Below are 17,248 nucleotides of genomic sequence, written 5' to 3'. Positions count from 1 at the left end.
AAAAAATAAAACAGGCGATTTGTTTGGTTTAATATGCTAATAAAACTTCTTAGATCCACGTAATAAACTAATCCTTTTTTAAATATTGTGTAAGTTGCATAATTACGGCTTCTTTATCTGTGCGTAACAATTTGGCAAACTCTTTTGCTTGTGGTGCAATCGATAAATATTTATCAGATCAGAATATCATTTCAATCAGCATTGGTAATAAATCTATACCTTTTGTTCTATACAACATCCGCAAAATTATTTTCATAAAGGCGCATGCATTTAAGCGTTTGATGATAATAAAGCGGGAATTCTCTCCATTAATACGCCATCGCCCCTTGAGGCACGGTTATTGGGCATTTATTGTTTCATTAAAATATTATTATGAACAATCAAAAACAATTCGGGGTCTGGATGGATGGCCATAACGCGACAGTAGTAGGTGGCGGAAATACAGAAGACAGCCCATTAATGATAATTGCTCACATAAAAGGGGAAACGAATTCCCCAAATTCGAGCGAAAAAACCTCAAACAACCATGAGCAATCTATACAATTAAAATTTTTTAAAGAAATAGCATCACATTTGGTAAATGCTACACATGTGCATGTTACAGGTACAGGACAAGCCCAGGAACAATTTATCCATTTCCTATCTACGACTCCTCAATTTAAGAATAGCAAAACCGAAGTGTCTACTTCGAATAAAATGAGTGATGAAAAGCTTATTGAATTCATGACCGGCAAGTTCTAATATTTACTTTGGCAACAGCAAAATTTGAAACAATATTGCTGTTGCTTTATTTAATAGTTATCTGACCCAATAAATAAAGAATGACAATAGCAAACCTATTCTTGCACATTCATTCATAATTTTCACTCCTTCACAATTTTAACCGAATCCAAAACCCCATCACCATTTTTAATCTGCGCAATATATAATCCGTTTGGAATTGAGCTGATGTCAATTTTATTTACACTCTGAGCCGTTAAATTTGTTGAATAAATTTGTTTACCGGTGATATCGATGATAAGTATATTATTATCATTGGAATTAATGTTTGAGCAATCAACAAATACAATTCCGTTACTTGGGTTGGGATATACATTTATTCCCAATTCGTTTGTTATCTGATTGATAGCGGTTATTTCGGGCGTTAAAGAATCACATGGCATGGATTCGTTTATTTGAACATCAATTGCGTCATCGGCATAACAACGCAATCCGTTTGGCGGAAAAGAATCATCTCCACCATAATATAAAAACATATAACCTAGTGGGCCCATTGTTTCAACAATCGTGTTTGATGTATAAAACAAATCGTAATCAAAATTGATATGGGTATGAATGGTTTTCAATAATACCCCATCATACAATTCCATAGTTACCGAATCAACCTCAATCAAAGTGGAATCACCGAAGTTGTAATACACATCATGGGCAAACCAATCTGCACCACTGAAATCATAAACGAGTTTAAATTTATCTCCAATTAAAAAATAAACCTTTTCGTTGTTTTCATAAACATAATATTTTAACTCACCTTCTAAACCGCCGGTGGGGTTTACAAAACTAAATTTTAATTCCCTGCAATTTATTCCGCCGATATTGGTATCAGCAATACTTTCAACTTTGTTGTACCCGGTTATGTCCAAGGTGTCATCATAGTCAATATCGTAAATATCACTATAATACCAGGTAGCACCAATTGGAGCAAAATTATTTGTTTGGGAAAAACATCTATCAATAAAAAATATTGCTATAATTAAAAAGGTATAATTTTTCATAATTCATTAATTTTATTAAAATTAAGTGAGGAAATAATTAATAATTCATGTAACAAATAATGTTTACTTCTTAAACCTTCACTATATTGACGTACGAAATTTTATTGTTTTCATAAATTAATTTCATCAATAAAACACCTTTCACTTTGGAGTTTATATTTACTGTAGTTGCATAAACATTATTTGTCGAATATAATTCAACCCCATCAATACCGTAAATTGAAATTTGTGCAATTTTGGCATCGCTTTTCAAATTAAAATAAGATGAAAAAGGCATGGGATAAAGAGATAATTCATTTGAAACTGTTATTACTTCACTAAACTCAGCGCAACCATAAGGTGAAAATTGAATCAGACCAATATTTGGGTCTTCATAACAATTCAAATAGTTAGGAAAAGGATCTTTAACATAACATCCGGAATAGGGAAATAAATATTCTTTATTACCAAATATTTCATAAGCCTCTCGGGCAAAATCCCAGTAACCCCAATATGACTCTGAATGGAAAGAGCTTTTTTTGAGCGTAAGTCCGGCTATTGTTTCAACATTTACCGAATCAACTATAACATATGCTTCAGGCTCTACTCCGCAAATGATATCCTCATACCCCAAATAGTCGCCAATACCGAGCGGCCAAACATCGCCGGGCACAGCCGCAAAATTATATAAAATATGAAAAGAGGTATCCATCAACTCTCCGGCTAATGAATCTATCGCATAAAAAACAGTGTCTCCACTTTGATAAACAAAAATATCAGCTACTTTTTCTTCACTAAATGGATATAAAATTTTACTTTCAAGACGCTTACATTCCTGGCCAAATAAAATGGTATCCTGCTTTGACTCAAGATAATAATACATTTGTTCAAAGTCCATTCCATTCCACGCGAAACCATACCACCATTTCGCTCCAATCGGTGCAAATTCTGATGATTGTGCAATGCTTTGCCTATTTAATAAAAGAAGGAAAAATAAAATACCTGTTAATTTCATAGGAGGAGGTTTTGTATAATTGAGAAAATAAATATACAAAAAAATTTAAACTCCTACCTCAACATTGTCATTTGAAAGTCTGATTATTTCCAATAACACTTCATCAATTTCTTCTAACGAATTTACGGTTACCAGTTGGTTGCGGTATGATTTAATATTGGGAATACCTTTAAAATAATTTGTATAGTGCCTGCGCATTTCTAAAATACCCAATACCGGTCCTTTCCATTCAATAGATTTAATTAAATGCCTGCGACAAATATCAACGCGTTCGGCAATTGTTGGTGGTGATAATTCTTCACCCGTGGCCAAAAAATGTTTTATTTCACGAAACACCCAAGGTGCACCAATAGCTGCGCGCCCAATCATAATGCCATCTACCCCATAACGGTTTTTCATTGCCAATGCCTTTTGTGGCGAATCTATATCGCCATTGCCGAAAATGGGAATTTGAATGCGCTGATTATTTTTTACATCACCAATCAAGGTCCAGTCTGCCTCACCTTTATACATTTGTGCACGGGTTCTTCCGTGAATGGTAAGCGCTTTAATACCAATATCCTGCAGCCTTTCAGCCACTTCCATGATGTTTTTGGAGTTATCGTCCCAGCCGAGGCGAGTTTTTACGGTAACCGGCAATTTTGTGGCCTTTACAATCTCTGCAGTAAGCCGAACCATACGCGGTATATCCTTTAAAATACCGGCTCCGGCATCTTTACACACAACTTTTTTTACCGGACAGCCAAAATTGATGTCCAGCAAATCGGGGCCTGCTTGCTCAACAATTTCGGCGCAACCCTTCATTACTTCTATGTCTGCGCCAAAAATTTGAATGCCAATTGGCCGTTCAGCTTCGTAGAATTCGAGTTTTTTCAGACTTTTTTCGGCATTTCGAATCAAACCCTCAGTAGAAATAAACTCGGTATACATCAAATCTGCTCCCAACTCCTTGCATAATACGCGAAAAGGCGGGTCGCTCACGTCTTCCATGGGCGCCAACAGGATGGGAAAATCCGGCAATTTAATATCTCCTATTTGAGGCATGCGGGTGCAAAGTTAGTGCGAAAGTGGTTAAACAGGGTTAAAGCGCTTGTCGGATGCTCGTATTTACCTATTTTTACACCTTTAAAGATTACCCATTGAAAGGTAGCATCAAGTCAATTCCATGGTACGGTAAATTATTAATTTTATTAGGCATATACCTGATAGGCGAAACCATTTTTGCCATGGTTGCGGTTGAAATAATTAATGCCGTATTTCCGGGTATGGATTTTTTAAATTTTATTACCGGATTCGAAAAAATTACTTCCAGCGACAGCGTGACTTTACAACAGGAACGCGCATTAAAAATTTATCAGTTTACTACTTCAGTCGGTCGGTTTATTTTAGTTGCCTGGATTTACATTTATTTATGCGGAGAAAATTTTTGGAGTTATTTATCGCTCGACAAAAAAATAAAATCTGTTTCCATTGGCACCATTATTTTAATTGTAATGGCATCAGGTGCAATTATCAGCGTAATTAATGAATGGAATCAAAATTTGCATTTACCCGCTGCATGGAATGAAATGGAAAGTACCATGCGCTCACTCGAAGAACAAGCTAAAGTGCAAACAGAAGTTTTTTTGCGAACAACTGTATTTGGTGGATTTCTTTTGAATGTTTTGATTATTGGATTTCTTGCCGCAATTGGTGAGGAGATTTTTTTCAGAGGCATATTACAAAATATTATATTTCGTGCAGCTAAAAATGCACACCTGGCAATTTGGATCAGCGCATTTTTATTCAGCTTTATACATTTTCAGTTTTTCGGATTTTTTCCAAGACTGCTCATGGGCGCGTTGTTAGGGTATTTATATTTTTACAGCGGAAGTTTATGGAGTGCCATATTAGCCCATTTTGTCAATAATATTGCTACTGTTATTGCGTATTACTTATTGAACAAGGGTTTGATTGAAGATAATATTACAGAAGAAACCAACATCTGGGCCGCATTAATATCAATTCCTTTTGTATTTTTATTGCTGCGGTACTTTCAACGAACTGAAACGCCTTTAAGTTTAGCAGATGGAAAAAGACTGGATGATGGTGTATTCGACGACAGACAATCTGAAAGCATTATACATAAAGGAGATGCTTGAGGAACAAAAAATATTTGTTGTTTTGTTCGATAAATTAATTCACCCTTACGGAGAAGGAATATTATCCGGAGAAATATCGTTATACGTCCATTTTAAACAAGCTGAAGAAGCACTTGACTTTATTTATAACTTACCCGAATGAAAAATTTAGCGTTACGAATAATAACAGGATTACTTGGTGCAGGCGTTATTATAGGCAGCATATTTTTAGATGCGTGGGCATTTGTTATTGTATTTGGTTTGATTGGCACTGCAACTCATGTTGAATATATGCGAACTGTTAGCAATCTTTCTACAAAAAAACCGATTTTCGAAATTGTTTATGCAATTCTGGTTGGTTTAATATTTTTTATAATTCTAAACAAATATTTTTTTGATGCTCGGTTTATCAACTTGCTTGGGGGTTTAAATATTGCTTTTTTAGCGGGATTTATAATTGCGGAAATATTTTATAATCGTGACAATCCGTTTCAACATATTGGATTAAACATATTGGGCATTATTTATATTCCGATGGCATTCGGCCATTATATCAATTACGGATTAGAGGAGGATGTCATAAACACTTGGTTCGCCGTAGGACTACTTTTTATGGTTTGGTTTAACGACTCATTTGCCTATTTCGCGGGTCGCCTTTTTGGCAAAACGAAGCTATTTGAACGCATATCTCCTAAAAAAACTTGGGAAGGCTTTTGGGGAGGAATGTTGATGACTATTGTCTGCTCAGTAATTTTAAGTGTGTTATATGACGACCTAACCCTGTTTCAATGGATGGGTTGGGCAATAATTGTATCGCTGAGCGCCACTTTGGGCGATTTAGCCGAATCGCTGCTGAAACGGAGCATACATATTAAAGACAGTGGCAGCATTTTACCCGGCCATGGCGGGTTTCTGGACCGTTTCGACGGGTTTGTGATAGCAGTGCCATTTTCAATAGCCTATCTCTGGGTTTTGAACTTCTTTAACTTAGTTTAGGAACCCCGAACAAAAATGACGTATAAATTGTATTACCTTTGCATCCCTATTCAATAGGGAAACTATACTATGCTAAGATTCATTCATAAAGAAGGTCGTAACATTATTATCGCTTTTTTGGCCTTTTTAGTCGCTTTAAATTTTGCCACGCACTACTTTTTACCGGAAGAAAGACTGTTCAACACCCTCATTTTAATCGCCTCTTTGGGTGGTATTTTGTTTGTGATGATGTTTTTTCGCAACCCAAAACGCCGTCTTTTTATTGAAGAAGGCGCCATTATTGCTCCTGCGGATGGTAAAGTTGTGGTAATTGAAGAAACTACCGAAAACGAATATTTTAAAGATCGCAGATTACAGGTTTCGATTTTTATGAGCGTGAAAAACGTGCATATTAACCGCACACCAATCAGCGGACAAGTAAAATACTTTAAATACCATCCCGGAAAATACCTGCTTGCATGGGACCCAAAATCTTCTACCGAAAACGAAAGAACTACGTATGTAATTGAGGATGAGGATGATAACATGGAAATTTTAATGCGCCAGATTGCAGGAACCGTTGCACGACGCATCAAGTTTTATGTTGAAGAAGGTGATGAAGTTACCCAGGGCTCTGAATTCGGGTTTATCAAATTTGGTTCAAGGGTAGACTTATTTTTACCACTCGATTCAAAGGTTGAGGTGAATATCGGAGAAAAAGTTAAAGGTGGACAAACCGTTATTGCGCGTATTGCCAGAACCAAATAATTGTATTATTTTTATCCTATAAAATAAATTTGTTACTATGAAAAAACTATTTGCTTTCGCAGTTATAATCGCTTTTGGTGCTTCGGTATCTTTTGCTCAAACTGCTGCTCCAACTTCTAATACAACAACAGCAACCGAACAGGCAACTCCTGTAATTAAAGCTGCAGATGTTACTACCAACACCGTAAAATGTTCATCTGAAACAAAAACAGGTGCATGTTGCAGTCATGGTGCAAGCAAAGCTGAAGCAGCAACTTCAACAGAAGCATCAAATTCAACATCAACCGAAGCAGCTACAACTTCTGAAGCAGCAACTACCGGTGAAAATTGCAAATCAGTTTCTGTGGGTGTAAGCGCCGCAAAACCTGAAGCAATGAAAGTTGATGAAACACCTGATAATTAAATTAAAAGAATATTTATAAAATAAAATCCTGCAGCAATGCGGGATTTTTTTATTTAAGGAAGTGCATATTTGTACAGAAAATTATTTCTGCTTACAGCACCGTTATCAATTCACCCAAATCGGCAATCTGACGGAAATTAAATTTGTTTTCACGGCCTTCGGTATTAAGCCAAACAAATTGCATTCCTGCATTTAATGCACCATGTCCGTCAACTTCAGGTGAGTCGCCAATATACATACACTGAGCAGCCTCTGCATTTATTGCATTTAAAGCATATTCAAAAATGCGAATATTCGGTTTTAATGCATTGGCAGCTTCTGCAGTGGTTACCGTATGGAAATAGTTTTTCAAACCTGTGTTCTCCAATTTAAAATATTGCACCTCATCAAAACCATTGGTAATAATATGCAACTGATATTTTTGTTTGAGATGATTTAATAAATTCAATGTATTGGGTAATAAATCGGTTTGTCTACGGGTGTGATAGATATAGTGATCGGCAGCTTCATTTGCTAAAACATAATTATTAATTCCGAAATCATTAAATGCAGCATAAAATCGATTTAACCGCACTTCATCTTTACTTACATTACCTAAAGCATACTGATTCCATAAATATTCATTCCTGAATTTATATTGCTGATGAAAATTATCAAAGTCAGGTATGCCTGCTTCCCGCAAATTAAATTTTTCAAATATTTCTGCAAGAATACGTTTCGAGTTTCCTGAAAAATCCCAGAGGGTATTATCTAAATCGAAAATAATATGTTTTAAGCCGGCCATATTAAAATTGAAGGGGATGAAATTGGTTATCTTGTTTTTCCATATTAAAACTTTTCGCTGCATCTGCAATACTTTTTGCAACCGGTATAAATTCGTAGTTTAAAGTTTCACGTATTTTTTTATTATCGAAAAACACTTTTTTATTTGCAATTGTTGCAGTTTGTTTTGTAACAGATGGTTCTTTTCCGTTGAATAATGATTTAATCCATTCTGCCCGCCACGCTAAGCCCGATAATGTTTTCCCTGCCAAAACCGTTGGACCCTGCACCTTTAAATTTTTTGCAATGTCGCCCAAAAATTGCTGATACGAAACATTTTCAGCATTTAAAATAAATCGTTCACCGGTAATTTCGCTTTCCATTAACCGGTAACAAATTTGTACCACATCACGAACATCAACATAACCGGTTACACCGTTAGTATAATATTTAAATCCGTTGTAAATAGTTGTAAATAATTTACAGGAACCACTATCCCAGTTTCCGGCACCAACAATTATAGATGGATTTACAATCACTGCATTTAATCCTTCAGCCATTGCACGCCACACTTCCCGCTCTGCAAGAAATTTACTGATAGAATAATCGGAGGTTAAATTTTTGCGGTCCCAGGGTGTTGCTTCGGTTACTACTTCATCTTTTTTCCCGGTTCTTCCCAATGCTGCTATGGAACTGATGTGCACCAGTTTTTTAATATTATTATCCAGCGCCAAATTCACCACATTTGCCGTTCCTTCTACATTTACCTGCATTAAATGATTGGCATTTTTTCCCACATATGAAATCACCGCAGCACAATGATAAATTTGTTCCACACCCTGCATGGCATCATCCAAGCTGCCAATATCATTCACATCGCCATCAACCCATTCAATTTTATTTGCAATATCAGCAACCAAACGCAAATTACTTTCAGGCCGTTTAATGGCACGCACCTGCTTGCCCTGATTTACAAGAAAACGACATAAATAACTGCCCACTAATCCATTTGCTCCGGTTACTAATATCATGATTGAAAGGTAATCAGATGTATTGACATTATTTTATTTTTTTAATTCCGTTTCGTATTCGGTAAAATATTTCACCTCCGCTTACAGCAACAGTTGCTCCTGTTACCGAAGGTAAAAAATTTGGTTGATTTAATAATCGCAACGCCCCCATTAAACACATTGCCAGCGATTCTTTAAATTGAATAATTTCAGTTGCCGGTAAATTTATTTTTATTTGTGCAGCTTCTTCAATGCTTCTAATTAAAAATCCGTTAAATGCGCCGCCGCCGGTAACTAATAATTTATAATCACTATTTATTTCTGCTTTATGTTTAATTATTACTGCTGCTATTTGTTGGGCGATATGTGCAGTTGCCGTTGCAAGTTTATCGTTAACAGGAATATCACAGGCGGCAATACGGTCAATAAAATATTTTCGTACAAAATGATTATCCAGCGATTTCGGATAAGGCATTTCAAAATAACTGCAGTTGTTTAATGCATCCAATAAATCGATATCAATTTTACCTGCTTCCGCCAGTTCTCCGTTTTCATCGTATTCTAGACCTACTGTTGATGCAATATAATTGAGTAATTGATTAGCACCACAAATATCAAAACCAATACGTCCGTTTTTTGTTTCGAAAGATATATTTGAAATGCCGCCAATGTTTAAGCAGGCATGATAATCCGAAAAAAACAATTTATCGCAAATCGGCACCAATGGCGCTCCCTGGCCGCCGGCATTAATATCCGCCTGCCGAAAATTATTAATTACTTTACATCCGGTTAAATCTGCAAGTAATTGTCCATCTCCAATCTGACAAGTTTTACCCTGAGCAGGAAAATGATAAACAGTATGTCCATGTGATGCAATAATATCCGGCTTGGATAAATTATTATCTCCCAAAAAAACATTTACCGCTTTTGCAGATAACTCAGCAAAAAATTGATGTTCGTATTTATAATCATTAAAAATATCGGGAACAATATTGCGCAGTTTTAATTCCTCACTTTCATTAAACGCAATTGTATCTGCAGCAATAATTTTAAATTGAAAACGACTACCGGTAATTATTTCGCAATAAGCAATATCTAACCCATCGAGTGAACTTCCCGACATTAATCCAATTATGTTCAACTTTTTTTCGGGTATCAAGATTTAATTTTTTCGCAGGGTCACAACATAATTTGCAACCAGTTGAATTTCTTCAGGTGTAAGCTGACTTTTCCAAGCCGGCATGGCTTTTCTGCCTTCTGCAACTACCTGTGTAACTTCACCAACATTAAGTGCTGAAATTTTCAGGTTTGCAGCACCACTTAATCCAAGATCGCCCTTACTGCCGTGGCATAATTTGCAATGTTTAATATAAACCTGTTCGCCGAGTTACAACAGCAGCAGGAGTTGCAGGGTTTGATTTATCAGATTGTGAGCAACTTGCAAATGAAAGTGCTGAAATAATTACAAAAAAATAAGTAGCTTTTCATGCTGAATAAAATTCAGTGCAAAGCTACTTATTAAAGTATTAAGTTGTATGAGAAATTACCTTACTAAAGTAATATTTCCTTGTCGTTGAATTAAAACTCCATCCATATCATAAGCGCGAACCAGGTAGATATAAGTACCGATTTCCGCTTCATCATTTCCTACCATACCATTCCAACCACCATTAATATCGCTTGTTGTAAATACAATTTGTCCGTAACGGTTATAAATGGTGTATTCCAGCAACTCACTTACTTCGTGATTCAACACAAAAATTTCATCGTTATAACCGTCGCCATTCGGTGAAAATGCATTAGGCACTTCCACAATGGTATATTGTGTCACATAAATGGTAACATCATCAGTTTCTGAACAACCATCAGGGCTTGTTACGGTTAATGTAAATGTTGTTGTTTCAGTTAATTCTACAGTAGGATTATTTACTGTAACACTGGAAATACTTGCCGGTGTAATAATCGGATTACCTGCCAACCAGTAAAAATCACCCACACCTGAACCATTTAACTGGAAGGTTTCAAGATAGGCTACAGTGTCATCTTCACCTGCATCAGCAAATGGTAATTCACCGATATAAATATCCTGCATCAAAGTATCCGAACAACCGTTAGCTGAAAAAGCGATTAAAGTAACAGTGTACGTTCCCGGTGCTCCATATAAATGACTTGGATTATCTTCTGCCGAAGTTGAACCATCACCAAAATCCCAGGCATAACTACTTATTGATCCTGTTGTAATGGTTGATTATTATCGAATTCAGCTTCAACGTTCTGACAAACATCATCCACATCAAAGCCACATCAGGTCCGGGTTCTACGAGAATATCATAGGCAATACTAGATTCACATCCTTTATCTGTTTGCACGGTGAGTGTAACGGTATATGTTCCACCATCTGCATATTCATGTTCAGGATTTTCATCCGTTGATGCTGAACCATCATCAAAATCCCAATCCCATGCATTTATTTCGCCTGCTTCAGTTGAAGTAGAATTGTCATCAAACACAACAGGTGTTCCTGAACATCCTGCAGAAAAATCATAAGCTGCGGTTAATGTATTGTAAACACCAACAGCACCTAAAGCAGTATCTGCACAAGTAAAGCCAGGGTTAACAATCAAGGTCACATAATACATTCCTGTATCAGCATAAATATGTGTAGGGTCTACTTCAGTTGAAGTACCGCCATCACCAAAATCCCAGAAATAAGAGTCACCGCCGGTGCTGAAATTATCAAATTCAACCAAAAAATCTGTGCAATCTAAAAACACTGCAGTGGAATCGATATCATTAAAAATAACATCTTCAATAGATAACTGTGCAACAACTGCCGGTGTACATGCCACAACGTTGAACTGAAAATCACGAATGTGATTACCTAATAAAATGCCATCGCGATATTCTTCACAAACAACACCAACCACATATCTTCCTTCTGCAATTGCAGTTCCGGTTAATAAGCCTGTTATTGGATCAACATTAAAGCAGGTGCTGCAGTAATAGGATTAAATTCATCAAAACCTGCTGCATAAACAACACCAACATATGGTGGGTCTGATGCAATAGTTGGAGCCGAGCACCCGGGTCGGCACCATCATAAGGCCAGAAAATGAATATGCTAATGAGTCGCCATCAATATCAGTTGCTGAATGATCAAAAACAATTGGGTCATCTAAACAAATTACTGTTGGTGGTAAATCATTAAAATAAGGTGAATTATTACATTCAGCCGCTGAATTTGGCGGAATTTCCTGTGTACATGTTGCACCTGAATCTTCAGGAGCATTCAGGTTTACGATACCTGCATTACGGCAACATCTTTGGTAAACCAATAAATAACCTACTTCAGAGGCAGCCAGTGTAATGGTTTTAGTATAAATGGCCTGTTCAACACAAATATCATCGGGTGCATCCAAACAAGGGTTATCCGATTCAGCAGGAACATCCGATAATACCGGAGCGCTTAAAGTAAAATTTGTAACGTATTCACCATCTTGTGTAAACACGGTCATGTAAGCCGGATTATCAAAAGGGGTAAGACTGGTACAATCGCGATATAAAATTAGGGTAACCAGATATTGGTTTTCACCTATACATTCATATTTGATTTCACCACCAATTATATGCGAAGCATTAACCTGTTGAATACATGCAAGCATCGGGATGAGGAGGAGCAAAAGCCTGAGGTTTTTTCATTGCGCAGTTTGGTTAAGGTGTTAAAGTTAAGAAAATAAATTTTACCGTAATAGGGTTACACTTCCGCTTAATGCCTGTTGAATACCATCACAAATAGTAATCAAGCGGTAAATGTAGGATCCTATCTCTTGTTCACGACCTGACCCGTCGGTGCCGTCCCACCCGTTTTCCAGATCTGTCGTTTCAAATATAATGTCTCCCCAGCGATTATAAATTTGCATTGTAATCAGCTCTCATCTCCTGAAGTTACAAAGCGAAATCTATCGTTTACCCCATCGCCATTGGGAGAAAATGCATTCACAGTTACATAATGAAAACAACTTGGTATTATATATACCAATGCCGTATCAACGGCCGTACAACCCGATTCGTCGGAAGCCGTAATAATATATTGCACCGTTTCGTCGGGCATCGAAATCGGATCAGGAATAAAAGCATCCGTTAATCCTGTGCGGACTCCATTCATAACTAATTCCTCCGGTCGCATACATCTGAACCGGATGATTACTATAAACTATTGTATCAGGGCCTGCAATCAGGTTTGGTGCAGGTAAAACATTTACTATAACAAATGCAGTATCACTCGTACATTCATCTGAAACAATTACTGCATATTCAGTGGTAGTTGTCGGCCAAACATAAGGTGACTGCTCAGTTGCCGATGAAATATGTGTAGCAGGCAACCAGTTGTAATAGGTTCCACCGTCGGCAAATAATTGTATGCTGTCGCCTTCACAAATGGTCACATCGTTAATTTCAGTTGCTATTATGGGTAGAGGAACAATTAGAGTATCAAAAAGTGTATCTACACAACCATAATTACTCGTAACAATTAACGCAACAGGGTAAGCTCCGGCTGTATCAAAATAATAATCAAAAGATTCCGCATTTACAGCCCCGCCATCGGGTGTAATCCACTCCACATCGGTGATTTCACTAGTTCCAATAATTACAGAAGCATTTGAAACTGTACCGATTTGGTCTTCACAAACATTATCGAAAGTTAAAAATGGGAAAGGTTTTGGGTAGATGGTAATGGTGTCAATCACTTCCAGCTCACAGCCTACCGAATTAGTCACGTTAAAAATGATCATATAATCGCCGGGCCATCGTAAGCATAAAATGGGTTTTGAATTGAACTCGCCCCCCATCACCATAATTCCATGACCAGTTGGTAAGATTTCCGTATACCGTAGTTGAGAGGTCGGTAAATGCCACTTCAGTTTGAGCGCAGGTGTTATCAAAACTAATTGCAGCTTCAAAACCGGGATAAATTAAAACCTGAATATAGTCGGTATCTGAACAATCGGAACCGGGCAAAATTACCAGCATAACTTCGTAAGTTCCTGTATCCGGAAATATAAGTGGGAAATTTTGGGTAGATGTATCCGTTGTGATGCCATCAACTCCAAAGTCCCAATAGTAATCATCTGCCCCAAAACTATAATTTTCGAATGTTACGGTATAATCTGAACAATTTCTATAACATTCGGTGCATTAGCCACTGCAGTAGGCTCACAGTCGGTAACGTTAAACTGAAAATCGCGGTAATGGGTGCCGATTAATACGCCGCCGCGGTATTCTTTACCTCTACCCCAACAACATATTGCCCAATCATATCGGGGTTCCTTCCATAAATCCGGTAACATTATTTATGGTAAAAGCGGGTCAGATGAAATGGGATAGCCTTCGTTAAACGGTGGCGTAAAAATACCTCATTAAATGGTGGAGCCGGCGCTGGGTCCAGTCGGCACATCGCAAGTTGCTCGAATAAAAGGTGTAAATGAATACACTAATTGGTCGCCGTCAGGGTCAGTAGCAGCATGGTCAAATTCAAAGGGAAACCTGCGCACAATGAAACGGGAGGTAACGTATTAAACCGTGGACTGGAATTGATAATAGCGCCGGGTCTGGAATATGGGTTGTATATGTTGCGCCTGTAGCAACAGGTTCTTACAATATTGATAATAGTTGAATTTCGGCAACAGCGCTGGTAAACAGGTCGTAACCACCTGCCTTGGGTGGTAAATTCACTGTGGTTTCATAAATGGCTTCCTGCACAATAAATCGGGATAAACATTCATGCAGGGCTAACAATTGCGGGTCAATTAAGGTCGGCACCGGGAAATAAATGTCCAGTGTTTGAATCAAAACACCAAGACGCATCGTAGATGTAAATTTGCAGCGGATCGTCGTATGGCGCGGCTTCGAGTCGGCACAGTCGCGGTAAATTTTAAGTGCAATGTCGAAATTATTACCTGTAGTGCGGGTGTAAATAATTTCACCACCTTAATGTGAAAGGCAAAGACATTGCCCCACAGAACAGCCATGATAAAACATAAACCAATTTTTTTTTGCCCACATTTGCTGCTAAAGTTACTCCGTAAATGTTAAAATGGTTCATAATTATGTCATTTAGGCTATAAGACGGGGAAAAATCTTAAAAAGGTTTAACCGTTGATTATCAGGGCAATTTTTATCTTAGTGCGCTTTTCAGGATAATATCTATCAAAGCAAGTTTATTTAAACCACGATGATGAAAATTTTTATTGAGTTTTTTATCGGAATGCTGGTTATTTCGGCTTTGCACAATCTACCTATCCGGTAAACGGGTCAGATGAAAGGGATAAGGTATATGCATTTGTGCATGCAACATTAGTAATTGACCCAACAACAACCAATGATGCAACCATTGTTGATTAAATCAGGAAAATTGTTACTGCAGGTACAAGTGTTTACATTCCGTCAGATGCCGTGATTATTGATTTAACAGGAAATATATTTATCCTTCATTTATCGATTTCATTGAGGGTATGGAATTCCCGCAAAGAAATCCTGATCGCGGTCCTGGGGACCACAAATGGTAATAATATAACACCAATGCTAAACTGGAATCAGGCCGTTACACCTGAGTTTCAGGCATTTACTGTTTTTCGCCTGATACCGCTTCCAGGAGGAAATTTCGTGGAGCGGTTTTGAAATAGTTTAACACATCGTGAAGATGGCATTATGCGCGGAACAGGTGCTTGTTTTTATTAGGTGACGAATCTTCCGGAAAATGGTGTTGAAAGAAAAAGTGAGCATCATTATTCATTTTTGAAAGGTGGTTCAACACAGGACTATCCTACATCGGAAATGGGCAGTATTGCATTACTGCGACAAACATTTTATGATGCAGATTGGTATGAAGGGTGGAGATAAAGCTGAAAAATGTTTCATTGCTGGCAATCAATAATCAGCAAAACATTAGTTCAAATTTTTGGCGCGACTGAAAACTGGAAATACGGCGGATAAAACCGGTGAAGAATTGCTTTCAGTTTGTCAGTAAAGTGTAGTGCAAATGAGTACCAACGAGTGAACGAAATCTAGCAAGGTGGTGGAGCTAAGATCGTTAACTATTCCGTTAATTCATCCAAAAAACCCCGTGATAAAGAAGAATCCTTAAGTTGATGTAAAATTGCTTAAATATATCAGATTTTAAAACATTGGGAAATGGCAACGCCAACCAAAGATGTTAAGTTTGAACCAAATCTCCAGTATTTCTGGCATCTGACGGTCTGAAAATAAAGCTGATTTTTTAACTGCCTTATAGTAAAGCTTGCTTTCGTCAGCGGCACGCGCTGGAAAATGCAGCTTTACAGGTGCAATTAGTCTCATTGCCATTCCTGCAAACAATTAATCAAAACAATTGTATAATTTTAGCTTGGGTGGAAAAACTTTCACAGAATCCAGAATATTACTTCCTAAATATTTTAATGTGGAAACGCCGTAATTTATGAAAACTGGGTGAATGGTCAACAATATATTGGGAAAGCAAACCCTGAAGCTGCTGATGCGTGGTGTATATAGAAATTGCCAAAGTGCTGGTAATCGTGTGTGTGAACGTAGTTATCAGTGGCAAGTTGATAACTTGAATATGTCCAATTAAAAATACTTTATCACACTAAAAGTAACGAAATATTTGATGCAACATTACAATATCATTTAGTGATGAAGTTGAGTTGGGTCCAGAATAAGGGGCTTTGCTGGAATGTTGATAAAAATCTTCTGGTGGCAAAGCGATGTTAACGGTAATACTAGCTGAATGGATTGCGCCGTTGGCAACAACGCATGTTTAAAAAAGACGACAATTTAAAACGAGACACCACTCCTTGCGATAAAAGTGATGTATCCGCTCACGTGAAGGCTTAAGTGGCTGGGTAGCACCAAAACAAACAGGATATTCTATAAAAATCGTGTTCAACAGTTTGACAAGCGAAAAGAAGGTACTTTAAATAATTATGATGTATTGACATCATATGGAAAATTATTAAAATCGGAAAAATATTGCTGCAAAAACGCTTTGGGGTAATTGATGGAACCGCAAACATTTAACAGCGGGAATTATAGATGAACACTCACATTGCTGCTTTACATCAGGTAAAATGAAGGAACCCAATCAATAAGTGCTCTAGTGCGCATTAATGATGCAATTAATTGTGATGATATTAATATTTACTGACAATTAAGCGGTGGTGAACCAGCGCACATGTTATATTTCCATATGGATCGGCAACGCCATTGGCGGACAAACACAATTAATTAAATTAAGATGGGGTTTAATAGCCTGAGTAAAATGAAATTTTAGTTGCGCGACGGCTTTATCAAATCTGCTTTGGGGTGAAACGCAAAAACAAAGTAATTGGGGCGATGATAATACGATTCGTTTCCCGCAATCAAGAATGGGTGTTGAGCAGGTTTTG

At 37.3% G+C, this 17,248-nt stretch carries 23 protein-coding genes and 2 pseudogenes; 7 read left to right on the top strand and 18 right to left on the bottom strand.

What is annotated here, in order from left to right; all coding sequences use genetic code 11:
- Nucleotides 1–366: 366 nt before the first annotated feature.
- On the top strand, nucleotides 367–741 hold the full coding sequence (locus IPI65_17605; protein ID MBK7443252.1) for a hypothetical protein: 375 nt from the start codon (nucleotides 367–369) through the stop codon (nucleotides 739–741).
- Nucleotides 742–863: 122 nt separating this feature from the next.
- Here the strand turns inward: IPI65_17605 and IPI65_17600 are convergent, their stop codons facing one another.
- The 3 genes from IPI65_17600 to dusB form a co-directional block, all read right to left on the bottom strand.
- Nucleotides 864–1,775 (bottom strand): T9SS type A sorting domain-containing protein, encoded by a 912-nt coding sequence (locus IPI65_17600; protein ID MBK7443251.1) that lies wholly within the window; start codon nucleotides 1,773–1,775, stop codon nucleotides 864–866.
- A gap of 70 nt (nucleotides 1,776–1,845) precedes the next feature.
- Nucleotides 1,846–2,769: a T9SS type A sorting domain-containing protein gene (locus IPI65_17595; protein MBK7443250.1), complete on the bottom strand. Its 924-nt coding sequence runs from the start codon at nucleotides 2,767–2,769 to the stop codon at nucleotides 1,846–1,848.
- Between the two features lie 45 nt (nucleotides 2,770–2,814).
- A complete protein-coding gene (gene dusB / locus IPI65_17590; protein MBK7443249.1) occupies nucleotides 2,815–3,813 on the bottom strand; it encodes a tRNA dihydrouridine synthase DusB in 999 nt (332 codons plus the stop codon).
- Nucleotides 3,814–3,866: 53 nt separating this feature from the next.
- Between dusB and IPI65_17585 the strand changes: the two genes are divergently transcribed.
- From IPI65_17585 to IPI65_17565, 5 genes are all read left to right on the top strand, one after another.
- Nucleotides 3,867–4,910, top strand: coding sequence for a CPBP family intramembrane metalloprotease (locus tag IPI65_17585; GenBank protein MBK7443248.1), 1,044 nt, complete (start codon nucleotides 3,867–3,869; stop codon nucleotides 4,908–4,910).
- Complete coding sequence (locus IPI65_17580; protein ID MBK7443247.1) at nucleotides 4,852–5,052, top strand: DUF2007 domain-containing protein; 201 nt, start codon at nucleotides 4,852–4,854, stop codon at nucleotides 5,050–5,052. The genes IPI65_17585 and IPI65_17580 overlap by 59 nt, the downstream gene beginning before the upstream one ends.
- Nucleotides 5,049–5,885 (top strand): phosphatidate cytidylyltransferase, encoded by an 837-nt coding sequence (locus tag IPI65_17575; protein MBK7443246.1) that lies wholly within the window; start codon nucleotides 5,049–5,051, stop codon nucleotides 5,883–5,885. Before IPI65_17580 ends, IPI65_17575 begins: the two co-directional genes overlap by 4 nt.
- A gap of 69 nt (nucleotides 5,886–5,954) precedes the next feature.
- Nucleotides 5,955–6,632: a phosphatidylserine decarboxylase family protein gene (locus tag IPI65_17570; GenBank protein MBK7443245.1), complete on the top strand. Its 678-nt coding sequence runs from the start codon at nucleotides 5,955–5,957 to the stop codon at nucleotides 6,630–6,632.
- Between the two features lie 37 nt (nucleotides 6,633–6,669).
- Complete coding sequence (locus tag IPI65_17565) at nucleotides 6,670–7,035, top strand: hypothetical protein (GenBank protein MBK7443244.1); 366 nt, start codon at nucleotides 6,670–6,672, stop codon at nucleotides 7,033–7,035.
- A gap of 91 nt (nucleotides 7,036–7,126) precedes the next feature.
- Here the strand turns inward: IPI65_17565 and IPI65_17560 are convergent, their stop codons facing one another.
- The 14 genes and pseudogenes from IPI65_17560 to IPI65_17495 all read right to left on the bottom strand — a co-directional run bounded on the left by IPI65_17560 (nucleotide 7,127) and on the right by IPI65_17495 (nucleotide 14,672).
- Nucleotides 7,127–7,819: a noncanonical pyrimidine nucleotidase, YjjG family gene (locus IPI65_17560; protein ID MBK7443243.1), complete on the bottom strand. Its 693-nt coding sequence runs from the start codon at nucleotides 7,817–7,819 to the stop codon at nucleotides 7,127–7,129.
- A gap of 1 nt (nucleotide 7,820) precedes the next feature.
- Nucleotides 7,821–8,828 carry an NAD-dependent epimerase/dehydratase family protein gene (locus IPI65_17555; GenBank protein ID MBK7443242.1) on the bottom strand — a complete coding sequence of 336 codons (1,008 nt, stop codon included), beginning with the start codon at nucleotides 8,826–8,828 and terminating at the stop codon, nucleotides 7,821–7,823.
- Between the two features lie 28 nt (nucleotides 8,829–8,856).
- A complete protein-coding gene (locus IPI65_17550) occupies nucleotides 8,857–9,930 on the bottom strand; it encodes an anhydro-N-acetylmuramic acid kinase (protein ID MBK7443241.1) in 1,074 nt (357 codons plus the stop codon).
- 39 nt (nucleotides 9,931–9,969) lie between these two features.
- Nucleotides 9,970–10,176 carry a cytochrome c gene (locus tag IPI65_17545; GenBank protein MBK7443240.1) on the bottom strand — a complete coding sequence of 69 codons (207 nt, stop codon included), beginning with the start codon at nucleotides 10,174–10,176 and terminating at the stop codon, nucleotides 9,970–9,972.
- Between the two features lie 174 nt (nucleotides 10,177–10,350).
- Nucleotides 10,351–10,902 (bottom strand): gliding motility-associated C-terminal domain-containing protein, encoded by a 552-nt coding sequence (locus IPI65_17540; protein MBK7443239.1) that lies wholly within the window; start codon nucleotides 10,900–10,902, stop codon nucleotides 10,351–10,353.
- A gap of 42 nt (nucleotides 10,903–10,944) precedes the next feature.
- A pseudogene (locus IPI65_17535) lies at nucleotides 10,945–11,049 on the bottom strand (PKD domain-containing protein).
- Between the two features lie 379 nt (nucleotides 11,050–11,428).
- Nucleotides 11,429–11,779, bottom strand: a pseudogene (locus tag IPI65_17530) (PKD domain-containing protein).
- Between the two features lie 45 nt (nucleotides 11,780–11,824).
- Entirely contained in the window at nucleotides 11,825–12,487 is a 663-nt protein-coding gene (locus IPI65_17525) for a hypothetical protein (GenBank protein ID MBK7443238.1), read from the bottom strand.
- Between the two features lie 60 nt (nucleotides 12,488–12,547).
- The gene (locus IPI65_17520; GenBank protein ID MBK7443237.1) at nucleotides 12,548–12,727 is read right to left on the bottom strand and encodes a gliding motility-associated C-terminal domain-containing protein; all 180 of its coding nucleotides are present in this window, start codon (nucleotides 12,725–12,727) and stop codon (nucleotides 12,548–12,550) included.
- A 5-nt stretch (nucleotides 12,728–12,732) separates the two neighbouring features.
- Entirely contained in the window at nucleotides 12,733–12,972 is a 240-nt protein-coding gene (locus IPI65_17515) for a hypothetical protein (protein ID MBK7443236.1), read from the bottom strand.
- Nucleotides 12,929–13,585, bottom strand: a complete 657-nt coding sequence (locus IPI65_17510) for a hypothetical protein (protein MBK7443235.1) — start codon at nucleotides 13,583–13,585, stop codon at nucleotides 12,929–12,931. Before IPI65_17510 ends, IPI65_17515 begins: the two co-directional genes overlap by 44 nt.
- A 1-nt stretch (nucleotide 13,586) precedes the next feature.
- Nucleotides 13,587–13,838: a hypothetical protein gene (locus IPI65_17505; protein ID MBK7443234.1), complete on the bottom strand. Its 252-nt coding sequence runs from the start codon at nucleotides 13,836–13,838 to the stop codon at nucleotides 13,587–13,589.
- Between the two features lie 125 nt (nucleotides 13,839–13,963).
- Complete coding sequence (locus IPI65_17500; GenBank protein MBK7443233.1) at nucleotides 13,964–14,155, bottom strand: hypothetical protein; 192 nt, start codon at nucleotides 14,153–14,155, stop codon at nucleotides 13,964–13,966.
- A 304-nt stretch (nucleotides 14,156–14,459) separates the two neighbouring features.
- Nucleotides 14,460–14,672, bottom strand: a complete 213-nt coding sequence (locus IPI65_17495; GenBank protein MBK7443232.1) for a hypothetical protein — start codon at nucleotides 14,670–14,672, stop codon at nucleotides 14,460–14,462.
- Between the two features lie 873 nt (nucleotides 14,673–15,545).
- On the opposite strand from IPI65_17495, the gene IPI65_17490 reads away from it, so the two are divergent.
- A complete protein-coding gene (locus IPI65_17490; GenBank protein ID MBK7443231.1) occupies nucleotides 15,546–15,707 on the top strand; it encodes a hypothetical protein in 162 nt (53 codons plus the stop codon).
- 276 nt (nucleotides 15,708–15,983) lie between these two features.
- Here the strand turns inward: IPI65_17490 and IPI65_17485 are convergent, their stop codons facing one another.
- The gene (locus IPI65_17485; protein MBK7443230.1) at nucleotides 15,984–16,169 is read right to left on the bottom strand and encodes a hypothetical protein; all 186 of its coding nucleotides are present in this window, start codon (nucleotides 16,167–16,169) and stop codon (nucleotides 15,984–15,986) included.
- Nucleotides 16,170–17,248 lie beyond the last annotated feature (1,079 nt).

Source organism: Bacteroidota bacterium (genome assembly GCA_016706255.1).
Classification (GTDB): domain Bacteria; phylum Bacteroidota; class Bacteroidia; order Chitinophagales; family BACL12; genus UBA7236.
The sequence above is the reverse complement of the archived record's forward strand: the minus strand, read 5'-3'. Positions and strand labels throughout refer to the sequence as shown.

What these genes read in the sequence shown, in the direction of transcription:
- IPI65_17550 (MBK7443241.1), bottom strand. Translation starts at nt 9,930, where the DNA reads ATGTCGGGAAGTTCACTCGATGGGTTAGATATTGCTTATTGCGAAATA.
- IPI65_17585 (MBK7443248.1), top strand. Translation starts at nt 3,867, where the DNA reads ATGCTCGTATTTACCTATTTTTACACCTTTAAAGATTACCCATTGAAA.
- IPI65_17520 (MBK7443237.1), bottom strand. Translation starts at nt 12,727, where the DNA reads ATGCAAATTTATAATCGCTGGGGAGACATTATATTTGAAACGACAGAT.
- IPI65_17495 (MBK7443232.1), bottom strand. Translation starts at nt 14,672, where the DNA reads ATGCGTCTTGGTGTTTTGATTCAAACACTGGACATTTATTTCCCGGTG.
- IPI65_17595 (MBK7443250.1), bottom strand. Translation starts at nt 2,769, where the DNA reads ATGAAATTAACAGGTATTTTATTTTTCCTTCTTTTATTAAATAGGCAA.
- IPI65_17580 (MBK7443247.1), top strand. Translation starts at nt 4,852, where the DNA reads ATGATGGTGTATTCGACGACAGACAATCTGAAAGCATTATACATAAAG.
- IPI65_17555 (MBK7443242.1), bottom strand. Translation starts at nt 8,828, where the DNA reads ATGATATTAGTAACCGGAGCAAATGGATTAGTGGGCAGTTATTTATGT.
- IPI65_17600 (MBK7443251.1), bottom strand. Translation starts at nt 1,775, where the DNA reads ATGAAAAATTATACCTTTTTAATTATAGCAATATTTTTTATTGATAGA.
- IPI65_17500 (MBK7443233.1), bottom strand. Translation starts at nt 14,155, where the DNA reads ATGTTACCGGATTTATGGAAGGAACCCCGATATGATTGGGCAATATGT.
- IPI65_17570 (MBK7443245.1), top strand. Translation starts at nt 5,955, where the DNA reads ATGCTAAGATTCATTCATAAAGAAGGTCGTAACATTATTATCGCTTTT.
- IPI65_17565 (MBK7443244.1), top strand. Translation starts at nt 6,670, where the DNA reads ATGAAAAAACTATTTGCTTTCGCAGTTATAATCGCTTTTGGTGCTTCG.
- IPI65_17505 (MBK7443234.1), bottom strand. Translation starts at nt 13,838, where the DNA reads ATGCTGGTAATTTTGCCCGGTTCCGATTGTTCAGATACCGACTATATT.
- IPI65_17485 (MBK7443230.1), bottom strand. Translation starts at nt 16,169, where the DNA reads ATGGCAATGAGACTAATTGCACCTGTAAAGCTGCATTTTCCAGCGCGT.
- IPI65_17515 (MBK7443236.1), bottom strand. Translation starts at nt 12,972, where the DNA reads ATGAATGGAGTCCGCACAGGATTAACGGATGCTTTTATTCCTGATCCG.
- IPI65_17575 (MBK7443246.1), top strand. Translation starts at nt 5,049, where the DNA reads ATGAAAAATTTAGCGTTACGAATAATAACAGGATTACTTGGTGCAGGC.
- IPI65_17560 (MBK7443243.1), bottom strand. Translation starts at nt 7,819, where the DNA reads ATGGCCGGCTTAAAACATATTATTTTCGATTTAGATAATACCCTCTGG.
- dusB (MBK7443249.1), bottom strand. Translation starts at nt 3,813, where the DNA reads ATGCCTCAAATAGGAGATATTAAATTGCCGGATTTTCCCATCCTGTTG.